Raw genomic sequence first — 20,674 nt, forward strand, 5'->3', positions numbered from 1 at the left:
GCTGGCCATTGCTTGACCGCCTGCACCGCACGGCAGTGGGGGATGTGATGACCGAGATGACCGACGAAGACGTCAAAACGAGCTTCGACCCGCTGCGTCCGCGACTGATCCGCATTGCCTATCGGATGCTGGGTTCGGTCAGCGAGGCCGAGGACATCGTCCAGGAGGCATTCCTGCGCTGGCTGGACACCGACCGTGTGACCGTCAAGGAACCATCGGCGTTTCTGCGCCGGATCGTGACGCGCCTTTGCCTCGATCAGTTGAAGTCGGCACGACGGCGGCGCGAAACCTATCTCGGGCCGTGGCTGCCGGAACCGATCGTCGAGGAGAGCGACGACCTCGACGACATCACCCTGCCGCTGATGATGGCGCTGGAGCGTCTGTCGCCGCTCGAACGGGCTGCCTTCCTGCTGCACGATGTCTTCGGCGTCAGCTTCGATGAAATTGGCGAGACGATCGGCCGCAAGCCGGCGGCCTGCCGCCAGCTCGCCAGCCGCGCCCGCGTCAATATCCGCAATGCCCGACGCCGCTTTGCGATGCCACGGGAACAGGGCCTGGAAATCGCCTCCGCCTTCTTCGCGGCGTCGCGTGGCGGCGACATGCAGCAGCTTCGTTCGCTGCTTGCGACCGAGGCGATCGTCTATGCCGATGGTGGCGGTAAGACGGTGGCACCAAGACGGCCGATCGTCGGCCTAGACAAGGTGATGAAGCTGCACGCCTCGCTGGCGCTGATCTTTGCCCAGACGATGTCGCGGCTGGTGCGTTACGATTTCATCAATGGGCTGCCCGGTTTCATCACCATCGAAGACGGAGAGATCCTGCAGACCACTGCCCTTGAGATCGAGCAGGATCGGATCACCGCCATCTACGTCACCCGCAATCCGGAGAAGCTCAAACATCTCCCGGAAACACTGCGACATTTCGGTGGCCATGCCGTTCACTGAACGGCGGGTGGCCGCGCCCTAAAAATCGTTGGAGCCGACAGCTCCGTCAACCGACCCTGACCAACGCTTCAGCAAACCTGGCACGCGCCGACGGCGCGCGCCTTCGCTCGCGCGACAAATCCACCACCAAAACCAAAGGAGACCGAACCATGAGCAACATATGCATCGCCGTCATCTACCACAGCGGCTACGGACACACGGCACGGCAGGCTGACGCTGTCAAAACCGGTATCGAGCGGGTCGACGGCGCGCAGTGCCTGCTCTTGACCGTTGAAGACACACCGGCGCGCTGGAGCGATCTGCTCTCGGCCGAGGCGATCATCTTCGGCACGCCAACCTATGTCGGAGGCCCGTCGGCCGCGTTCAAGTCTTTTCAGGAAGCGAGTTCCAACGCTGTAATGGCCAAAGGCTATCTCTGGAAAGACAAGATCGCCGCCGGCTTCACCAATTCGGGAACCGCTTCCGGCGACAAGCTCGCGACGCTGATGCAGCTCGCACTCTTTGCTGCCCAGCACGGCATGCACTGGATCAACCTCGATCTGCCGCCTTCCAACCACTCGACCACCGGATCACCTGATGATCTCAACCGGTTGGGCTTTTGGCTGGGCGCCGGCGCCCAGTCGAATGTCGACCAGGGGGCCGATCTCGCGCCGCCGGCATCCGATCTCGCCACAGCACGGCATCTCGGCCAACGCGTCGCCGAGGCCACGTTGCAGTTCGTGCGTGGCAGAACGGTCGAGCGGGAGCCGGTCGTCCCCGCGTGGAGAACGGCAAACGAGCGATAGGATCGGCATCAGAGAAAGCCGATCCAGCGCCCAGCCAGAAGTGCTGCCGGCCACACCGTCAGCGAGACGGCTGCGGATACGCGAAGACGCCATGAGACCGGGCCGCCATTTACGGCGGCCCGCCAGGCGCCGCCAAGATGCACAGTCATAGCATTGGCGGCGCCAACCCCGAGCAGACCGATCTTTGCGAGGAAGGCAGCATTCGCGGCATAAGCCGCCGGCCGAACGCTAAAGAGGCAGAAACCGGTCACGATCGCCAGACCCAGACCGACCGCGGCAGCGCGCGACAGAAACGGCCCGAGCCCTTCCAGCGAAGTGTTCCCGAAGAAACCGAGCAGTCGCAGGTCCAGAGGCACGATCGCGCCGATCAAAAGCGCGATCGCCAAGATATGGGCCGCGTTGACGACGAGATAGAGGATCGCGGATCGACGCATCGCTGACGCCAGCGGCCAGGCGGCAATCCAATCGAGCAGTTCCGCCGCGCTCATCCACCGGTCCGGATGCGGTCCGGATAGATGTCGAAGCTCTTGCCGGCAACGGTGACGCGGACTGCCTTCAGGCGCTTCTCGTTCGGATCGAGCGAGCGATTGCCCAGAACCACGATCTGATCGCCGACTTTGGCGACACCTTCGACGAAGCCGGACCGTTCCGTCTGTCTGGGATTGCCCAGTTCGACGCGCCAGAGCCCGTCCTTTTCAGTCTCGACCTGAAGCGTCGGATGTGGCGGCGCCATCGAGATTTCACGGATCGTGCCGGCAAGTTCGATCTGGTCCGCCTCTGCCCAGGACCAGCCGTGATGAGCGTAGGCGCCAGTGACCAGAAGCAACGTCACGATGCTTCCGGCGAGAACGCGGCCAGGAAAGGACCTCATCATCTCCCACTCCTCAATTTGCCTCGGAACCCGCAAGATTGAACCTGAAGCGACGGATGGGAAAGCATCTGCCGTTCAACATATCTTGAGCGGTCCGGCCTTGAGGCAAGCGCTACGTCGTCGTTGCTAGGCCCGCGCATCCGTGCTCGGCCGCCGACTTGCGGCTGCTTTTCGCAATCCGGAAGCCGAGCAGGAGAAGGCCTGAGTAGAGTTCTGACCGGCACCGTTGACCGATCGCCCGTTGAAGCGCGGACCGAAGGGGCCGCGCTTCTTCATGTAACGGCCGGGCCAAGGACGCGAAAGGAAGTATAAAGTCTAGTAAATTACTAGCTTATCTTGCGTTTTTCGCTGCTTTTCGATCTGAGAGGCAGATTTGCTCCAAACGCCCAGCATTAGAAACCGCTATTTCTGTCCCTCGCCACACCCGGCTGCGATATTCCTGACAAGTTGGAACAGGACGCAGCCATGACCACGTCACCCCTCGACGCCACCGCGAAAGCTCTGAACCAAGCGCTTGAAGTCCTGGATCTCGCAGGACGTCTCGCGCTCGTTGCCGGCCTTGAAGGCCGTGCCGTCTTTACCACGTCGCTCGGTATCGAAGATCAGGTGATCACGGCCGTCATCGGCGAGAACCAGCTGGCGGTCGATGTCGCCACGCTGCAGACCGGCCGCCTCTTCAACGAGACGGTGGCGCTGATCGACAAGACCGAAGAGACCTATGGCATCCTGATCAAGCGTTTTCATCCGGAAAAGGCAGACGTCGACGCCTATGCCGCGCAATATGGTGCCAACGGCTTTTATGACAGCGTCGAAGCCAGGCATGCCTGTTGTGACGCGCGCAAGCTGAAGCCGCTTGCACGCGCACTCGAAGGCGCCAGCTACTGGGTGACGGGGCTTCGCCGCGGCCAGTCCGGCAACCGGGCAGCGACACCCTTTGCCGAAGCGGATGCTGAGCGCGGCCTCATCAAGATCAATCCGCTCGCCGACTGGGACATCGAAACCATCCGCAGTTACGTCACTGCCAACGCCGTTCCTGTGAACCCGCTGCATGCCCGCGGTTATCCCTCGATCGGCTGCGAACCCTGCACCCGCGCCATCAAGCCGGGCGAGCCCGAACGGGCCGGCCGCTGGTGGTGGGAAAACGACGAGAAGCGCGAATGCGGGCTTCACGTCCCAGAGACCGCCAGTTCCATCATCCCGACTTCGAGCAGCGCCGCCTGAGGGCTGGCGCGCTCCTCCCAAGACAAAGATCCTCCCGGAGACTGAAATGCCTCTTACCCATCCGGAAACGGAACTGCACAATCCGCAGAGCACCAAGCCGCCGCTTGACCCGCATTTGAAGGCGCTCGAAAACGAAGCGATCCACATCTTCCGCGAAGTGGCCACCGAGTTTGAACGCCCTGTCATGCTCTACTCGATCGGCAAGGATTCCTCGGTGCTGCTGCACCTGGCGCGCAAGGCCTTCTATCCCGGCCGCGTTCCCTTTCCGCTGCTGCACGTCAACACCGGCTGGAAGTTTGCCGAGATGATCACGTTTCGCGACGAGATCGTGAAGCGCTACGACCTCGACCTGATCGAGCACGTTAATCCGCGCGGCGCTCAGGAGAACGTCACGCCGTTCAGCCACGGTTCGGCGCTCTACACCGACATCATGAAGACCGAGGCGCTGCGCCAGGCGCTCGACGCCGGCCAGTATGACGCCGCTTTCGGCGGCGCGCGCCGCGACGAAGAGGCCTCGCGCGCCAAGGAGCGCATCTACTCCTTCCGCACCCCAGACCACCGCTGGGATCCACGCAACCAGCGTCCCGAGCTTTGGAACGTCTATAACGGCATGGTGCGCAAGGGCGAGAGCGTGCGCGCCTTCCCGCTGTCGAACTGGACCGAGGTCGACATCTGGCGCTACATCCAGGCCGAAGACATTCCGATCGTGCCGCTTTATTTCGCCAAGAAACGGCCGGTCGTCGAACGCGACGGCATGATGATCCTTGCCGAAGACCCGCGTCTCGAACTGCTGCCGGGTGAGGCCAAGCGCGAGGAAGTGATCCGCTTCCGTACGCTCGGATGCTTCCCGCTGACCGGCGCCATCCGCTCCGACGCCACGTCGCTCGACGACATCATCTCCGAACTTGAAACCGCGACCGTATCCGAACGCCAGGGCCGCGCCATCGACCGTGACCAATCCGGTTCGATGGAAAAGAAAAAACGCGAAGGATATTTCTGATGACCGCACCAGCAACCGCGAATGCCGTTCAGGAAGACGCAGCCGCTCACGTTCTGGCGTTTCCGGCGTCCGAATCGGTCCGCGCAACGCGCGACAGCCGCCCCCTTCGCCTCATCACCTGCGGCTCGGTCGACGACGGGAAATCGACGCTGATCGGTCGACTGCTTTGGGATACCAAGGCGGTCAAGGAAGATCAGGCGGCGACGCTGCGGCGTGATTCCAACGGCAAGCAGAACGATCTCGGCCTGCCGGACTTCGCGCTCCTGCTCGACGGCCTGCAGGCCGAGCGCGAACAGGGCATCACCATCGACGTCGCCTATCGGTATTTCTCCACCGACAAGCGCTCCTTCATCGTCGCCGACACACCCGGCCATGAGCAATATACCCGCAACATGGCAACCGGCGCGTCGACGGCCGACCTCGCGGTGTTGCTGGTCGACGCCCGCGTCGGCCTGCTCGAGCAGACTCGGCGGCACGCGACGATCGCGACCCTGATGGGCATCAAGCAGTTCGTTCTGGCGGTCAACAAGATCGACCTGACGGACTATGACCGCGCCCGGTTCGACCAGATCAGCCACGAGTTTCGTGAGCTGGCGCTATCGCTCGGCGTGCGCCAGGTCACGGCAATTCCGCTTTCGGCACTGAAGGGCGAGAACGTCGTTTACGACGGCCGCGCTTCGATGCCCTGGTACGATGGCCCGACACTGGTCGAAGTGCTTGAACTGGCGACGACACGCTCCTCCCAGACCGTCGGCTTCCGCCTGCCGGTGCAGCGCGTCTCGCGCCCGGGCGAAAGCTTCCGCGGCTACCAGGGAACGGTTGCCGGCGGCGCGGTCAAGCCCGGCGACAGCGTCGTGATCCTGCCCTCGGGCATGGTTGCCAACGTCACCAAGATCGTCACCTTCGACCTCGTGCGCAACGCTGCGGTCGCCGGCGATGCCATCACCCTGGTGCTCGACCGCCAGGTCGACGTTTCGCGCGGCGACATGATCGTCGCCATCGACAGCCAGCCGCTGACGGGCCTTGCCTTCGACGCCCAGATCGTTGCGCTGCAGCCTGATGGCATCCAGCCGGGCAAGCGCTACTGGCTGAAAAGCGGCAGCCGCCGCCAGCGTGTGCAGGTGCAGCCGGCAAGCCAGCTGGACCTGAAGACGGGCAAGTGGGAGCACGCAGACCAGTTGCCGATGAACGCCATCGGCAAGGTTCACCTTGCCTTCGACGAACAGGCGATCTTCGACCCTTATGAGCAGAATCGGACGACCGGCGCCTTCATCCTGATCGATCCCGACACCAACAACACGGTGGCCGGCGGCATGATCACGGCCAAGCGCTCGGCGCTCGGCGGCATCCATACGGAAGACGCCCGCGTGATCCTGTCGCTGCCCGCCGATCTCGCCGACCAGCTGATGGCAACCGAGCTGTTTGCGGGTCGTCGCGAGGATGCAGAAGTGCGTCGCGTCAGCGCTGGCCGCGCGAGCGAGATCATCGACACGATCGACGGCTGATCGCCACTCCCCCAAGATCAGAAAGGGCCCACGAGGGCCCTTTTTCCGTTTCTGCTGATCTATTTTTGATGCCTCGCCAGATTGCTCCTACCGCCTCTTCCCGAAACGACCTGCCGCACTACTTCCAAAGAACCGGGAAGGAGGAGCAGCCATGATGCTGGACCATGAACGGGAGGACGTGCCGCGCCGAAGCTTTCTTGGGCGGGCCGTGACGATCGAGGCCTTTGCGCGAAAGTACCGGTTGGACGCTGAGGAAACAAAACGGCTTCAGAGCCAGTTTGGTCCGACGGCCGGTGAGATCGAGTTATTGCAGGCCGCGCGGCGCAACGGAATGCCTGAGGAGTAGCGTTTCGCGCCGCGCCGGATTGCCTTTAAATTACGACCGCTGCTCGATGCTCGGAAGCACCATCGTCAGCGGCGCGGGATCTGTGTGCTGCCAAAGCTGGTATCCGACGACGCTGCCGAGGATGGCAGACCATATGGCGATCTCGCGGAATGTGAATATCGGTTCCTTCAACATCTGAGCCTCACTGGGAGAACGATTGTTGAAGATAATATCGCGCTTATTGTTCACCCTGATAAGACGCCATTCGATGAACAGGCCGTTTCCAATTGAACAATAACGTGACCCGACGTAGGCGGGTGCGGCGTTGGAGACTGCCCCTCACCCGCAGCTTCTGCCACCGCTAGAACGATCGGAAAATGGCCGCACGCGTGACGCCCAAGATGCGATCGTCCCAAAATGGGACACTTGTCGACATTGCTTCACCTTGATTGGCGGTCGCGAATTACTTGGGTTCAAATTCACCGGGGCATTTGTAATTTGGCGCGTCGATCATGATGATCGATAGGGCTGTTTCACCGTTTCCAAACGCCGTGGGACAGTCCGCCTGGCTATGCACCTTGCAGGCTTTGGCCGTGCAACAAGAAAGGGCCCTTGCGAGCCCTCTCCTGTCATTCGAAGCTGCTGCATGTTTCCTTAAATCCTATTCGATTTAACGATAAAAACATGCAGCCATTCAAAGTGCTACAGCGACCTTTGCGCGTCTAATAAGACGCGCGGCGCTGTAGTTCCCGATCAGCGTGTGATGACCACGGGCTCGACGTTTTCGTCTTCCGTGCGGCTTGCGAAGTAGTTGGCAAGCAGCGCGCCGGAAATGTTGTGCCAGACGCTGAAGATCGCGCTCGGCACGGCAGCCACGGGCGAGAAATAGGCATTGGCCAGAGCCGCGCCGAGACCGCTGTTCTGCATGCCGACCTCGATGGCGATCGCCTTGCGCTTGGCAAGTGACAGGCCGGCGGCCTTGGCGGCGAAGAAGCCGAGCAGATAGCCGAGGCCATTGTGCAGAACGACGACCGCGAAGATCAGCAGGCCGGAGCTGGCGATAGCGCCCTTGCTGGCGCCGACGACGGCGGCAACGATCAACACGATGCCCGCAACGCTGACCAGCGGCAATGCCGGCACCGCGGCCTTGACCAGGCCCGGCAGCAGCTTCTGCAAAAGAAAGCCCAACGCCAGCGGCACCAGCACGACCTTGACGATGCTCATGAACATCGCCATCGCATCAACCGGCAGATACTGGCTGGCAAAGGTCCAGACGAGAAACGGCGTGACGACCGGGGCCAGAAGCGTGGTGACGCTAGTGCAGGCCACCGACAGCGCGACATCGCCCTTCGAGAGGTATGTCATGACGTTGCTCGAGGTGCCGCCCGGGCAGCAGCCGACGAGAATGACACCGGCGGCCACTTCCGGCGACATCGGGATGATGGCCGTCAGCAACACGGCCAGCAAGGGCATGATCAGAAACTGTGAGATGACGCCGATGCCGACCTCGAACGGGCGCTTGGCGACTTCCTTGAAATCGTCGAGCGAAATGGTGAGGCCCATGCCGAACATGATAATGCCAAGCAGCGTAACGATATAGGGCGTGATCTGCTTGAAAATATCCGGGAAGACAAAGCCGAGAACGGCGAAGAGAATGACCCAGAGCGCGAATGTGCGCCCGACGAACGCGGAAAACGATGCGACAGCCTTCAAAATTTTACTCCTTGGCGTGATGAGGGCTGTCTAGGCGCCACAACCGGCGGCTTCAACACGCTTCGAACAAAAAACCGTCAGATATCGCAACTTTGTTTCTATCACGTCACGATAGCCGACATAAACCAGACGTCTATGGACATGGACCGCGTCATGCGGATATCAGGCATTGCCCACGCGGCGGCGCGCAGGATCTCAAGGAGACGAAGATGACCACGGATAAAAAACCGGAGACGACCGTGACCGTCGAGAAGCGCATGAACGGCAAATGGTGCTTCGTCGTCAAGTATCGCGGCGTCACCCATCCGGCTCAGGGCAACTTCTCCTCGATGCTGCAAGCGCAGGCAATCGGCCAATCCGTGCTGAAGGCTTTGGAAAAACAACGCTGAAGACGCGGGGGCCGTCGTGCCCCCCACCCAGCGGCACAGTTCGCTTCCAGCTTGTACTTGATCGCGCCACGGCAGCGAGCCCCGCATGGCTGTGCGGCCGTCATCCCGACTGGTGTTTGGCCGCACCGCGCAAACGAACGGCCAGCAGCCGCCTGCGACTACTCCGTCGCCGAGCGAACGATGTTGCAGAGACCGTCGCGCACGATGTCCTTGGAGGTCACCTGTCCGGCCTGGATGTCGAAGATGGCATCGACGCGCGTGCCGGCACCGCGCTTGCGAGCAACGACCCGCAGCGTCTGGATGCGTCCTGAACCGGTCGTTTCCTGGAATGCGTCGACAGTGCCGAGCGACTTGTTGACCTTGATGCCCGAGAACCCTTCGGCGGCAACGCCCTGGGCAAGCCGCTGCAAGGCCGTGTCGGGTTTCAGCTTGGAAAATTCCTGCCAGGTCTTGTAGCTGATGGCCGTCACCAGCGGCACACCGGATACCTTGAAGTTTTTCTCGCAGCTCTGCGCCTGCGCCAGTCCGTGGCTCGCCAGAACCAGCGCCGATGCGACTATTATCCGCCTAAACAACATTCCCTATCCTCTCGACAACGACAATGTAGTTGCCGAGACTACAACCCTTAGTTATCGACCAACAAGTCGAACATCCACCAATGCACCGTTATTCGACGAACGGCGCGTTCACGCCTGCGAAACGCGCACCAGAGGGAATCACGCGCCGCAATAGAACTTCGAGGAGATGTCGAACACGGAGGAGAATGGATAAGCGGCCAGCGCCAAATTAAGGCGGGCCAATCCGTATGCGGAGACGAACTTCACAAGCCCACGACTTGCGTTACCCTGAAGGCGCCCGCAATCGGTCCGCACTCAAAAACGGGCCGAACAGAAAACGAATTAAGGGATTGATTTAGCTGGTCGGAGTGAGAGGATTCGAACCTCCGACCCCCACGTCCCGAACGTGGTGCGCTACCAGACTGCGCTACACTCCGTGACCAGCGGCGCCTCTATAGAACAGGCATTTGGATTGCACAAGCGCCTATTTCGAAAAACCTTCTCGGTCTCGCCAAAAAAGCCGGTACAGTGGAAAACCCCGGCCGAAACCGCGTTCCGCCTCTTGTCCGACACACCCGTCAGGCACACCAGCAATCGACCAGGACAGAAGGCGATTGCTCGTGCTTGAGGCCGCCCCTTGACGGGGATGGCCCGTGTCGATTGTCTGCTGTGTCCGCTTTTTTGCCCGCCATTGCCAAGGAGTGCTGCCGTGTCGCCCATCATCCGTCCCGTGTCGCTTGCCGCAATGATCCTTGCCGGTCTCTTGGCTGGCCCGGCTGGTGCCGATATTGCCGGACCCTGGGGCTTTGAAGTGGATCTTTCCTTCTCGCAGGCCGCCGCGAGCAAACTTCAGGCGCTGAAGGAAGGGGTCGTGATCGCGGCCTATTATTCCGGCGAGCCGGCGGCGGGCGCAGAAGAGCATGCTGATCAGATCGGCATGATCGATCTCGGCGAGGACAGGACCGAGCGCGATGGCGAACCGGCCGTGGTGGCGATCCCCGGCAAGGGCGACATCGAGACGCGGCTGCATTGGGTCAAGGACGGCGAACCTCTCGTCAACATCAACGTCCATTCCGCCCGTCGCAGCGGCCCGGACAACCTGCTCGATTGCGATGTCTATGACGGTCCGCTGAAGGCGATCGCCGGGAGCGCCACCAAGATCGGCTGCAAGCTGATCGGGGAGTAGACCCACAGGAGCCGCCCCTGACCGACACAGCGGAGCGGACAATGCCTGCGCACCGACGAAACTCTAGCGCTTTCGCGTCTCGGCGAAGACCGCGCCCACCAGAAGCCCTCCCGCGGAGCGATTCGCATCGAAATGGAGCAACGGTTTCCCATGCCCGCAGCGGCGGGCGAAGGGACCAGAAACGACTGCAACCGATCACGTTGCGGTGAGGTTTCCGGGGCCAGATAGGGACTTTCTGCAACGCTTCGCATTTTCCTTAGATAGAATGCAGACAGCGGATTTTCTTTGCCGGCTTTTGGCGCTAGAGGCTCAGCGGAAAGCGCGCAAACTCAGGGGATTGGGGCGCGCGCGCCACGCCTACTTCCGAACGAGAGCCAAAGGGACGAAAACATGAACTTCCGCATGATGACGGTGGCAGGCCTCGCGCTTGTGCTCGCAGGCTGCACCACGACGACGGCGATTTCCAGAAACGCAGTTGAATCGCGTTGGCTCGGTCAGCCGGCCGGCGGCTTCTTCGCCCAGTATGGTCCTCCGCTCTCCGACGTCGAAAGCGGCAGTTCCACCGTCTACAACTGGAAGGGCGGCTATAAGACCCGCAAGACCCCGGCCCAGTACGAAACCGGCAAGGACGGCAAGCGCGGCAAGCGTATCTCCTCGGCCCGCACGGAATATCTGAGCTGCTCGGTGCAGCTGACCGTCTCTTCGGACTATGTCATCCGCTCGATCCGCCTGGTCGGTGACCACAAGCGCGCCGACGGCCCGAGCTGGTGCGAAGAATTCCTCGGCGGCGCCAAGGCGGAAAAGCCGGCTGCACCGGCAAGCTGATAACCGGCGCATCAAGGGGCAGACATTTGAAACCCGCCAGCGTCAGTTGGCGGGTTTTCTGCTTCCTTGGAATAGTCCGCCGAAGCCAGCCGCCCTCGGTTATTGCTTCAGGCAGCCGGACTGGCTGCATTTGCCGGCTGAGCAACCTCTGCCGGCCCAGCGGTCAGCGGCATATCCGCAGCCACGACCCGGTCGCGCCCCTCGCGCTTGGCGCGATAAAGCCTTGCATCGGCGCGCGCGCTGAACGCCTGGAAACGTTCACTGCCATCGCGTTGCGCCAGACCGAAACTCGCGGTCACGCTTTCTGTCGCGCCAAGAACAGGAAAACGGTGAATTGCCAGCCGCTCGCGAATACACTCGGCAACCGCCATCGCCGCATCCACGTCCATCCCAGGTAGGAGGATTGCGAACTCCTCGCCGCCAATCCGCGCGACAAGATCTGCTTCACGCACGCTGTCGCGCAATACGCCCGCAAACGTCGCCAGCACTCTGTCACCGGCCGCATGTCCATGGGCGTCGTTGATCGCCTTGAAATGATCGATATCGCAGAGGATCAGGCTGAGCGGTGCACCCGCATTGCGAAACAGCCTTGCCACTCGCTCCTCCAGCCCCCGACGATTGAGGACACCCGTCAGCGGGTCGACATCGCGCTCGCGCCTGAGATCGTCCATGACATCCGTCAGCGCCGCCGCAAGCAGCGCGAAGGCAAGCGCTGTACCCGCCGCCGCGATCAGCAACTGCATCATGTTCCAGAAGAGCGACGCGCCGAAAGCCTCGATGCTGGCGGTCGCGTCAGTGCCAAATGTCAGCCAGGTGCGCGGGAAGAAGTGGATCGCAACGACAGCCACAACCCAGAACAGGACGCGGTCTACAAGGCGACCATGTCGCAGAGCCCGAATGCGCCAGGCGGCGGCCGCAAGGATCAACCCATACCCAAAAGCCTGCACGTAGATCCGCACCAGAAGGTTCGGCCTGATATAGTAGAAGTACCAAAGCAGAGCGGTTATCACACCGATTGCCCCGAGTGCCGCCTTCCAGCCCATGCCGCGACCTGAACGACGCAGGATGGCCTCCGCGGCAGCAAGCACCGCAAGCGTATAGAGCAGGCCAGTCGGGATGGTATTGGCGCCGATATCGAGGGGCAGCAGCATGATCTGCATAAACGCCGCTGTCGCAAACAATAGGCAGGCGGCAGTCAGAAGCAGCAGATAGTGCCGCTTCTTCTCAATCGACCACGCCCATCCAAAGGCAAGGCCGAATAGCACGAACAGTCCCGGCCATGCCGAAGCGATCGCCGATGCCGCCAGAGGTCCATTCATTTTCCGGCTGTTTCCTCCCTGGCAACCAACGCCTCTCACGCGACGTGAAGACGTGCATCCAGACGTTGCGTGCATGAATGCGGCAGACAGATGGAGGAAAGATGAAAGACGCCCCTAGAATTTTAAGGAGACTCGAGGACCGGGCATACACGGCAACGCGACAGCCATCGTCAAGCGCGACGCCGAACTTGGCATCCGGGACGTTGAGAGGACAGAACGCTTGAAAGAAAAATGTGGCTGGGGCGCCTGGATTCGAACCAGGGGATGGCGGTACCAAAAACCGCTGCCTTACCGCTTGGCTACGCCCCAACGAAATTGGCGAGAAATAGTTTCGCCAAATCGAGCGCCTGATTAGCAAAGCTCGTGCCGCGTCACAATGATTAAGTTTGTGGTTCGAGCGGTTTTGTTGGGCTTTGTTCGCCAGCATACACTTCGCCCTCGGCGAAACGCCAGTGCCCGATGCCGCACCGCCCTTCCCTTCCCGACCGTCACCTCCTATTCTCCGGCGCGAATGGAGACCCCAATGAGCCAGTTTCGCGCCCGTCCGCCCGCCGTGCCCAGCATTCTTGTCGATGACGCGGTCGTGCGCATTACTAGGTGGGACTTCGAACCCGGTGCCGATACCGGCCATCATGTCCACGGTCTCGGTTATGTCGTCGTGCCGATGACCGATTGCCGGTTCCTGCTGGAGGAGGAAGGCGGCAGCCGCCGGGTGGATATCGCCAAGGGAGCGGCCTACCGGCGCGAGGCCGGCATGGCGCACAACGTCGTCAATGCCGGCAGCGAACCGATGTCCTTCATCGAGATCGAATACAAGTGAAGGCCAGGAAACGACGCATGCAGGGCCCCGACTTCGATCTCGACTTCAAGCCGGCACATGGCGAGGCCGTGACCGTTGCCGACGGCGTGCAGCGCATCACCGTCAACAATCCCGGCCCTTTCACCTTTCACGGCACCAACAGCTATATCGTCGGTAATCGCTCGGTGGCGGTGATCGATCCGGGCCCGGAGGACGAAGCGCATTTTCAGGCGTTGATGTCGGCGCTTAGGGGCCGCGAGGTGACCCACATCGCCGTCAGCCACACCCACCGCGACCACTCGCCGCTGGCGCGGCGACTGAAGGCCGCGACGGGCGCGGCAATCGTCGGCGAAGGGCCTCACCGTGCCGCCAGACCTTTGCATGAAGGCGAGATCAACCCCTTCGCCGAGAGTTCCGATATGGACTTCTCGCCCGACATCATCCTTGCCGATGGCGGACGGATCGAAGGCGACGGCTGGGCGCTGACGGGGCTCGCCACCCCCGGCCACACCGCCAACCACATGGCATTTGCGCTCGACGGCACCGGCACGGTCTTTTCCGCAGACCACGTCATGGCCTGGGCGACGACGATCGTCGCACCGCCGGATGGCGCCATGGCAGACTACATGGCCTCGCTGGAAAAGCTGCTGATGCGTGACGACCGGCTCTATCTGCCCGGCCACGGCGGGCCTGTCATCGAGCCGGCTTCATTCCTCAGGGGCCTGCGCGCCCACCGGCGCATGCGTGAGCGCGCCGTGCTTGAGCGCGTCCGCGCCGGCGACGGCAAGATCCCCGACATGGTCAAGGTGATCTATGCCTCCACCGACACACGACTGCATGGCGCAGCAGCCCTCTCCGTGCTGGCGCATCTTGAAGACCTGGTCGAACAGGGACGTGTTGAGACCGATGGACCGCCGTCCCTTTTCGGCGACTATCGCCTGGCGCCGGGAGGGGCTGGCTGAGGATGCGGCGGCAAGCGCACAGCTACCGCGAGGACCCGTCGGTGCCGCGCTTTCCCGACGATCGGCCGGTGATCGTCTTTGACGGCGAATGCATCTTCTGCTCGGGCTGGGTGCGCTTCATGCTGCGCCATGACCGGCAAGCGCGCTATCGTTACCTGACGGCGCAATCGCCGCTCGGCCAGGCGCTCTACCGGCACTATGGCCTCGATACAGAGAACTATGAAAGCAACATCCTGATCGAGAACGGTATTGCGCGCTTCAAATCGGACGGATCGATTCGCACGCTTGCAGGATTGGGCCTGCCATGGTCGCTGGTGAATATCTGCCGCATTTTGCCTGCTGCCCTTCGCGATCCGCTCTACGATCTCGTTGCAAGGAACCGCTACCGCATCGCCGGGCGCCGCCAGACCTGCATGGTTCCGACCGCCGACGAGCGCGGGCGTTTCATCGCGTGAAGGACGCAGCGGAAAGTGGCATGGTCCGTCAGCAAAGCCTCTACCGACGAGTTCTCGGCGCTGAATGGGATCGCTTGCCCACGGCGATCCGCACTCTGCATGAGACGTCGGATGGGCAAGCCATTTTCAGGGGGCGTGCGACCATCGAGCGTGGCAAGGGGTCATGGGGCCGCCTCACCGCCTCTGTCTTCGGCTTTCCCGTGGCCGGCGAGAATGTGCCGGTCGAGATCCGTTTCGAGTGCGCCAATGGTCGCGAGATCTGGACGCGGCGGTTTGGAGAGAAGGTTTTGCGCAGCTCCCAGCAAAAAGCCGAGAACCGGAAGGAACGATTGCTTGCCGAGGGTTTCGGGCCGTTCCGGATCCTGTGCGCCTTGGAGCCTGTGGGAAACCGCCTGCATCTCAGGGTTCGCGGCTGGTCCTTCCTCGGCCTCCCGCTTCCAGCGTTGCTGGCGCCAGGTGGCCGGACGTTCGAGGAAGATCGCGATGGCCTGTTCCACTTCCACGTCCAGGTCGAAAGCCCATTGACCGGCTTGATTGTGCGCTATCGCGGCTGGCTCAAGGCGGACGACGAGGCACCATCGCCGATCGCAAACGTGCGAGACCAAAAGCTGCCTCATGGATCTGGTGGCCACGACGCCCTCATGCAGGACTGAAGCGTCTGCCGGTATTCTGCGGATCAATCGCCGGCGATGCCGAGCAGCTCCGCATCGAGCGCCCGCAGGAACTGGTCGGCGAAGGCGGCGCCGATGCCGAGGTCGTGCTGGCCGTAGCGAGACGCGACGCGCAGGTCGACGAACGTCGTTTCCGCTTCTTCGCGCAGGCGGATCAGCACATCGAAACGAAAGCCGGCAATCAGCGTCCGCCATTCTCCCTGAAGCACGACGTCACTGGAACGCCGCCCTGGAAGGGCGCCCTCCAAAGCCAGCTCCGGTCGGGATTCCGGCACGGGTATGTTCTCCGGCTCGGCGGCGGCGTCCGCCCCGGCATTCGGCCGCACCGCCAGATCCTCGAGATCGGCGCGGGCGTTTTCGACGCCGAGTTCCTGCGTGACGCCGACGCGCGTTTTCTCGACGACATTGCGCACACCTTGGAAAACGCGGTCGAGCGCACCGTCGTATCGTCGTCCGGTCAGGCCGGGATAGGCGATAATCTGCGCTTCGCGGTCCTCGGGCGTCACAGCCGGATTGCGCTTCAGCCAGCTTTCCTCCGTCTGCGGCACCTTCAGCCAAGGCGGCGGCGTCACTGTGTCGGTGCTGACATCATAGATCGCCGGCCGGGTCAGGTACTGCGCGATGCCGAAACCGATGAAACCGAGCGTGGGCGCCGCATAGACAAGGGCCGAGGCGGAGGCGATGCCACCGATCGCGGCCACCTGCCAAAGCCGCGCGAGCCCGACTACGGCAAGCAGGACGCCGAGCAGTGCAAAAGCACCGGAGAGCCCGACCAATCCAAGGAAATGCGGCGTCGTCAACGGGCCGAACCGGTGCGCCAGCAGGGACAGCGCGAAGATCGCAAAGGCTATGCGGGCAAAGCGGCGCGCCCAGTGGGCGGCATAGGAATAGGGGCGCTCGTACCGGACCATCATATAACGGAATCAATCCCCTGCATCGAAACAGACCAGCATTCTTAGACCATGGCCGGGGCCGTGAAAACAGGCAATAGGATGCGGCTGGAGACCTGGGCCGCGCGCCTGCAGCCACTTGCCGCAAAATCGCCATTCTCGTTAACCACCTATCAGAAACTGGAAATATGCCCGTACGCCGGCAAAAGTCGTCGCGAATCGTCAATCGGGGGGCAAGGGCCGACGCTGGGAACGCATCCGGCACGGCAAGATGGAGAGACATCATGGTCGCATCGCAAGCAGCCGTGGCAACAGCCACCCACGCAGCACCGCCTCCGCCGGCTGACGCCCGCATTCCCATGGCGCTGCTGGAGCTGGAGCTTTCGCTCGACGGTTTCTCCGGAAGCAAGGACGATTTCACCGCCTTCATCCGCACGGTTGCCGACAACGTCGGCGGCGAGTTTCTCTTTGCCTTGCCCGCTTCCGGCCTGGTCGACGATTGCCTGAGCATCGCGGTCCTTCGGCTCGGCGGGACCGAGGGCGACGCGTCGCCAATCCTGTTTGTCTGCCTCGAAGAAGAGGGCTCGACGATCCGGCTCGAGCACCCCGGCGAGAACACCCAGGATCTGAAAAGCTTTGCCGAATCCTTTGTCGGCGTGCTTGAGCGCATGTGACCATCCGGACTTGCCGAAAACGGATTGACGGTCGCCCAACGGCTGCCCCATCATGTCTTCATGCGATCGAATCGTGAATGCAAAATCCGTGTTGTGCGTTTCTGCCCTTGGCTTGTAGCTGCGCCGAAGCCTCGGCCCTCGATTGCACGATCCACCCTACCGATCTTTACAGCCATACCCGAAAAAATCAGGGTGGACACGACGGCCCGCCATGCGGCAGAGCTCTGTCCTGCAGGCGGCGGTAAAGACCTGAGCGACCGGTGTACCCAACAGCCTTCTGACAAAAGCTGAGGTTCGGGCACAAGCAAAGCCGGTCTTTCGCCGAGCCGATCTGCATCCGCTCAGGAGGCATGAATACGATGAAGACCAAACTGCTGACCCTTGCCGCCATCGGGCTCTTGCTTGCGGCCTGCCAGACGATGACGCCGGAAGAGCGGCGCGCCGCCGACGGCAACACCTGCGCCTCCTACGGCTTTCGGCGCGGCACCGATGCATTCGCCACCTGCCTGCAACGCATCGAGCTCGACCGCCGCGCCGAGCGGCGCAGCTACCGCTATGACAATGATGTGATGATGTGGGGTTGGAACCGGCCGGTCGTCATTGCACGCCCGGTTATCGTGCAGTCTAAGTAGCTCTGAAACGAGATGCCTACAGCGCCGCGCGTCTTGATAGACGCGCAAAGGTCGCTGTAGCACTTTGAATTACTGCATGTTTTTGTCCTTAAATCGAATAGGATTTAAGGAAACATGCAGTCGCCCCGGGCACCCTTGACCGGGGCGTTGAGGTTATGGCCGGTATCGATGCCGCCTCACGCCTTGCCGTTGATCGCCGCCTGTGCGGCGGCGAGCCGGGCTATCGGCACGCGGAAGGGCGAACAGGAGACATAGTCGAGGCCCGCTTCTTCGCAAAAGCGGATCGAGGCCGGATCGCCGCCATGTTCGCCGCAGATGCCGAGCTTGAGGCCGTTCTTGGTCCGGCGTCCGCGCTCCGTGGCGATCTGGATCAGTTCGCCGACACCGTCGAAATCGAGCGAGACGAAGGGATCCTGCTCGATGATGCCCTTCTGCTGATAGGTCGCCAGGAACTGCGAGGCGTCGTCGCGTGAAATGCCGAATGTCGTCTGGGTCAAGTCGTTGGTGCCAAACGAGAAGAAGTCGGCGGCTTCCGCAATCACATGGGCGCGAAGTGCCGCGCGCGGCAGCTCGATCATGGTGCCGACGAGATAGTCGATGTCGATGCCGGCTTCGCCGATCACCGCCTTTGCCACCGCATCGATGCGCTCCTTGACGTAGTCGAGTTCGGCGCGCAGGCCGACGAGCGGCACCATGATCTCAGGCACGACGGCAGCGCCGGTTTCGCGCGCGGCTTCGACCGCCGCCTCGAAGATGGCGCGAGCCTGCATCTCGGCGATCTCCGGATAGGAGATGGCCAGACGGCAGCCACGATGGCCGAGCATCGGGTTGAACTCGTGCAGCTGGTCGACGCGCTGACGCAGGGCTGACGGATCCAGTGACAAAACACCGGCAACATCAGCGATTTCCTCATCCGTCTTCGGCAGAAATTCGTGCAGCGGCGGGTCGAGCAGACGGATTGTCACCGGCAGCCCGTGCATGATGGAAAAGAGTTCGACGAAGTCCGAACGCTGCATCGGCAGCAGCTTGGCGAGCGCCAGCCGCCGCCCGGCTTCGTCTTCCGCCAGGATCATCTCGCGCATGACATTGATGCGGCCATCCTCGAAGAACATGTGCTCGGTACGGCAAAGGCCGATGCCCTCGGCACCAAAAGAGCGGGCGGCGCGCGCGTCGGCCGGCGTTTCGGCGTTTGTGCGCACGGTCATGCGGCGGCTGGCGTCCGCCCAGGCCATGATCTTTCCAAAATCGCCCGAAAGCTCCGGCTGGAGCATGGCGATCGCGCCCTTCAGCACTTGGCCGGACGAGCCGTCGATGGTGATGATGTCGCCCTTCTTCAGCGTCACGCTCGGCGTGATCAGCAATTCGTTGCGCAGATCGACGCGGATGCCGCCCGCACCGGAAACGCAAGGGGTGCCCATGCCGCGCGCAACCACCGCGGCGTGACTGGTCATGCCGCCGCGCGTGGTCAGAATGCCTTCGGCGGCGTGCATGCCGTGAATGTCTTCCGGACTGGTTTCGATGCGCACGAGGATGACCTTGCGGCCTTCCTTGTCGGCCTGGACGGCCTCTTCCGAGGTGAAGACCATTTCGCCGGTTGCAGCCCCCGGCGAAGCCGGAAGGCCGGAGCCGATGATATCGCGGCGCGCGTGCGGATCGATCGTCGGATGCAGCAACTGATCGAGCGAAGCCGGATCGATGCGGGCGACCGCTTCGTTCTTCGAGATCAGCCCCTCGTCCGCCATGTCGACGGCGATCTTCAGGGCGGCCTTGGCCGTCCGCTTGCCGGAGCGCGTCTGCAGCATCCAGAGCGTGCCGCGCTCGATGGTGAATTCGAGGTCCTGCATGTCGCGATAATGCCGCTCGAGCTTGTCGCAGATCGTGCGGAACTCGGCAAAGGCCTCCGGCATCAGCTTTTCAAGCGATGGCTTGTCGGAGCCGGACGCAATGCGGGCCGCCTCGGTGATGTTTTGCGGCGTGCGGATGCCGGCAACCACGTCTTCGCCCTGGGCATTGACGAGGAACTCGCCGTAAAGCTCGTTCTCTCCGGTCGAGGGGTTGCGGGTAAACGCAACGCCGGTCGCCGACGAATTGCCGAGATTGCCGAAAACCATCGCCTGGACGTTGACCGCGGTGCCCCAGGCCGCCGGGATGCTGTGCAGATGGCGGTAGGTGATGGCGCGCGGGTTCATCCAGCTGGAGAACACGGCGCCGATGGCGCCCCAGAGCTGGATTTCCGGATCCTGCGGAAACGGCTCGCCGAGCGTTTCCTCGATCGCGTCCTTGTAGCGTGTGATGACATGTTGCCATTCGACCGCGGAAAGTTCGGTATCCTGCTCGTGGCCGAGGCGGGCCTTCTCGTCTTCAAGGATCTCCTCGAAGATATCGTGGTCGACGCCCATGACGACGTCGCCATACATCTGTATGAAGCGGCGGTAGCTGTCCCAGGCAAACCGCGCATCGCCGGCGTCGTGACCGAGCGCATGCACGGACTGATCGTTGAGGCCGAGATTGAGGACAGTGTCCATCATCCCCGGCATCGAGGCGCGGGCGCCGGAACGCACGGAAAGCAGCAGCGGACGGTTGGTGTCGCCAAAAACCCGGCCGGTGACTTCCTCCATCCGGCGAATGCCTTCGCGGACCTGGTCGTGCAGGCCCTCGGGTATTTCGCGGCTATTGTCGAAATAGCTGTTGCAGGCATCGGTGATGATGGTCAGCCCCGGCGGCACCGGCAGGCCCAGACTGCACATTTCCGCAAGGTTTGCACCCTTGCCGCCCAGCCTGTCACGATCACCCGCACGCCCTTCGGCCTTGCCCCCACCGAAGGTGTAAACCCATTTCATCATGCCTGATCTCCACCCAAAAACAGTCTTTTATGACGATTTACAGTATATGCTTCAGCCTGGAAATGCACCCGCCGAAGATTTATGCTGCATTGCATCATTTTTCCGACT

General features: G+C 62.2%; 23 protein-coding genes and 2 tRNA genes. 15 read left to right on the forward strand and 10 right to left on the reverse strand.

The annotated features are described in order from the left end of the window. Positions 1–47: 47 nt before the first annotated feature. Together IB264_RS06565 and IB264_RS06570 are read left to right on the forward strand one after the other, a co-directional pair. A complete protein-coding gene (locus tag IB264_RS06565; protein WP_025426229.1) occupies positions 48–944 on the forward strand; it encodes a sigma-70 family RNA polymerase sigma factor in 897 nt (298 codons plus the stop codon). 149 nt (positions 945–1,093) lie between these two features. Further along, the gene (locus IB264_RS06570) at positions 1,094–1,729 is read left to right on the forward strand and encodes a flavodoxin family protein (RefSeq protein ID WP_025426228.1); all 636 of its coding nucleotides are present in this window, start codon (positions 1,094–1,096) and stop codon (positions 1,727–1,729) included. Positions 1,730–1,737: 8 nt separating this feature from the next. On the opposite strand, the gene IB264_RS06575 is transcribed toward IB264_RS06570, so the two are convergent. Together IB264_RS06575 and IB264_RS06580 are read right to left on the reverse strand one after the other, a co-directional pair. Then, on the reverse strand, positions 1,738–2,217 hold the full coding sequence (locus tag IB264_RS06575; protein WP_025426227.1) for a hypothetical protein: 480 nt from the start codon (positions 2,215–2,217) through the stop codon (positions 1,738–1,740). Further along, a complete protein-coding gene (locus IB264_RS06580; RefSeq protein WP_025426226.1) occupies positions 2,214–2,603 on the reverse strand; it encodes a DUF6152 family protein in 390 nt (129 codons plus the stop codon). The genes IB264_RS06575 and IB264_RS06580 overlap by 4 nt, the downstream gene beginning before the upstream one ends. A 462-nt stretch (positions 2,604–3,065) precedes the next feature. Here IB264_RS06580 and IB264_RS06585 point away from each other — a divergent pair, with 462 nt between their 5' ends. The 4 genes from IB264_RS06585 to IB264_RS06600 all read left to right on the forward strand — a co-directional run bounded on the left by IB264_RS06585 (position 3,066) and on the right by IB264_RS06600 (position 6,672). Then, positions 3,066–3,821 carry a phosphoadenylyl-sulfate reductase gene (locus tag IB264_RS06585; protein WP_025426225.1) on the forward strand — a complete coding sequence of 252 codons (756 nt, stop codon included), beginning with the start codon at positions 3,066–3,068 and terminating at the stop codon, positions 3,819–3,821. A gap of 46 nt (positions 3,822–3,867) precedes the next feature. Next, positions 3,868–4,821, forward strand: a complete 954-nt coding sequence (gene cysD / locus IB264_RS06590; protein ID WP_025426224.1) for a sulfate adenylyltransferase subunit CysD — start codon at positions 3,868–3,870, stop codon at positions 4,819–4,821. Beyond that, a complete protein-coding gene (gene cysN, locus IB264_RS06595) occupies positions 4,821–6,326 on the forward strand; it encodes a sulfate adenylyltransferase subunit CysN (protein ID WP_025426223.1) in 1,506 nt (501 codons plus the stop codon). Before cysD ends, cysN begins: the two co-directional genes overlap by 1 nt. A 151-nt stretch (positions 6,327–6,477) precedes the next feature. Continuing rightward, positions 6,478–6,672, forward strand: coding sequence for a hypothetical protein (locus IB264_RS06600; protein ID WP_107026871.1), 195 nt, complete (start codon positions 6,478–6,480; stop codon positions 6,670–6,672). A 30-nt stretch (positions 6,673–6,702) separates the two neighbouring features. On the opposite strand, the gene IB264_RS06605 is transcribed toward IB264_RS06600, so the two are convergent. Both IB264_RS06605 and IB264_RS06610 read right to left on the reverse strand, forming a co-directional pair. Beyond that, positions 6,703–6,846 carry a hypothetical protein gene (locus IB264_RS06605; protein WP_164474926.1) on the reverse strand — a complete coding sequence of 48 codons (144 nt, stop codon included), beginning with the start codon at positions 6,844–6,846 and terminating at the stop codon, positions 6,703–6,705. A gap of 558 nt (positions 6,847–7,404) precedes the next feature. Continuing rightward, the gene (locus IB264_RS06610) at positions 7,405–8,364 is read right to left on the reverse strand and encodes a bile acid:sodium symporter family protein (RefSeq protein WP_025426221.1); all 960 of its coding nucleotides are present in this window, start codon (positions 8,362–8,364) and stop codon (positions 7,405–7,407) included. A 209-nt stretch (positions 8,365–8,573) separates the two neighbouring features. Between IB264_RS06610 and IB264_RS06615 the strand changes: the two genes are divergently transcribed. Then, complete coding sequence (locus IB264_RS06615; RefSeq protein WP_025426220.1) at positions 8,574–8,753, forward strand: hypothetical protein; 180 nt, start codon at positions 8,574–8,576, stop codon at positions 8,751–8,753. Positions 8,754–8,911: 158 nt separating this feature from the next. Here IB264_RS06615 and IB264_RS06620 read toward each other — a convergent pair whose 3' ends face one another. Beyond that, a complete protein-coding gene (locus IB264_RS06620) occupies positions 8,912–9,331 on the reverse strand; it encodes a hypothetical protein (RefSeq protein WP_057211502.1) in 420 nt (139 codons plus the stop codon). Between the two features lie 339 nt (positions 9,332–9,670). Continuing rightward, a tRNA-Pro gene (locus tag IB264_RS06625) sits at positions 9,671–9,747 on the reverse strand. Between the two features lie 272 nt (positions 9,748–10,019). Between IB264_RS06625 and IB264_RS06630 the strand changes: the two genes are divergently transcribed. Together IB264_RS06630 and IB264_RS06635 are read left to right on the forward strand one after the other, a co-directional pair. Further along, positions 10,020–10,496 (forward strand): hypothetical protein, encoded by a 477-nt coding sequence (locus IB264_RS06630; RefSeq protein ID WP_025426218.1) that lies wholly within the window; start codon positions 10,020–10,022, stop codon positions 10,494–10,496. A gap of 390 nt (positions 10,497–10,886) precedes the next feature. Further along, a complete protein-coding gene (locus IB264_RS06635; protein ID WP_025426217.1) occupies positions 10,887–11,321 on the forward strand; it encodes a hypothetical protein in 435 nt (144 codons plus the stop codon). A gap of 107 nt (positions 11,322–11,428) precedes the next feature. On the opposite strand, the gene IB264_RS06640 is transcribed toward IB264_RS06635, so the two are convergent. Beyond that, positions 11,429–12,640, reverse strand: a complete 1,212-nt coding sequence (locus tag IB264_RS06640; protein ID WP_025426216.1) for a diguanylate cyclase — start codon at positions 12,638–12,640, stop codon at positions 11,429–11,431. A gap of 234 nt (positions 12,641–12,874) precedes the next feature. Continuing rightward, positions 12,875–12,949, reverse strand: a tRNA-Gln gene (locus tag IB264_RS06645). 214 nt (positions 12,950–13,163) lie between these two features. Between IB264_RS06645 and IB264_RS06650 the strand changes: the two genes are divergently transcribed. Genes IB264_RS06650 through IB264_RS06665 form a run of 4 tightly spaced genes read left to right on the forward strand, consistent with a single transcriptional unit; the run spans position 13,164 to position 15,509 of the window. Further along, positions 13,164–13,460 (forward strand): cupin domain-containing protein, encoded by a 297-nt coding sequence (locus tag IB264_RS06650; RefSeq protein WP_025426215.1) that lies wholly within the window; start codon positions 13,164–13,166, stop codon positions 13,458–13,460. Positions 13,461–13,477: 17 nt separating this feature from the next. Continuing rightward, the gene (locus tag IB264_RS06655; protein ID WP_025426214.1) at positions 13,478–14,401 is read left to right on the forward strand and encodes an MBL fold metallo-hydrolase; all 924 of its coding nucleotides are present in this window, start codon (positions 13,478–13,480) and stop codon (positions 14,399–14,401) included. Positions 14,402–14,403: 2 nt separating this feature from the next. Next, positions 14,404–14,856, forward strand: coding sequence for a thiol-disulfide oxidoreductase DCC family protein (locus IB264_RS06660; protein ID WP_025426213.1), 453 nt, complete (start codon positions 14,404–14,406; stop codon positions 14,854–14,856). A gap of 20 nt (positions 14,857–14,876) precedes the next feature. Beyond that, on the forward strand, positions 14,877–15,509 hold the full coding sequence (locus IB264_RS06665; RefSeq protein WP_025426212.1) for a DUF4166 domain-containing protein: 633 nt from the start codon (positions 14,877–14,879) through the stop codon (positions 15,507–15,509). 23 nt (positions 15,510–15,532) lie between these two features. Here IB264_RS06665 and IB264_RS06670 read toward each other — a convergent pair whose 3' ends face one another. Next, on the reverse strand, positions 15,533–16,441 hold the full coding sequence (locus IB264_RS06670; RefSeq protein WP_025426211.1) for a DUF1499 domain-containing protein: 909 nt from the start codon (positions 16,439–16,441) through the stop codon (positions 15,533–15,535). Positions 16,442–16,701: 260 nt separating this feature from the next. Between IB264_RS06670 and IB264_RS06675 the strand changes: the two genes are divergently transcribed. Both IB264_RS06675 and IB264_RS06680 read left to right on the forward strand, forming a co-directional pair. Further along, positions 16,702–17,091: a hypothetical protein gene (locus IB264_RS06675; RefSeq protein ID WP_025426210.1), complete on the forward strand. Its 390-nt coding sequence runs from the start codon at positions 16,702–16,704 to the stop codon at positions 17,089–17,091. Between the two features lie 350 nt (positions 17,092–17,441). Further along, complete coding sequence (locus IB264_RS06680) at positions 17,442–17,723, forward strand: hypothetical protein (protein ID WP_025426209.1); 282 nt, start codon at positions 17,442–17,444, stop codon at positions 17,721–17,723. Between the two features lie 176 nt (positions 17,724–17,899). Here IB264_RS06680 and ppdK read toward each other — a convergent pair whose 3' ends face one another. After that, complete coding sequence (gene ppdK, locus IB264_RS06685) at positions 17,900–20,566, reverse strand: pyruvate, phosphate dikinase (protein ID WP_025426208.1); 2,667 nt, start codon at positions 20,564–20,566, stop codon at positions 17,900–17,902. Positions 20,567–20,674: the final 108 nt, after the last annotated feature.

Origin of the sequence: Ensifer sp. ENS11 (genome assembly GCF_014851895.1) — a bacterium.
Taxonomy (GTDB): domain Bacteria; phylum Pseudomonadota; class Alphaproteobacteria; order Rhizobiales; family Rhizobiaceae; genus Ensifer; species Ensifer canadensis.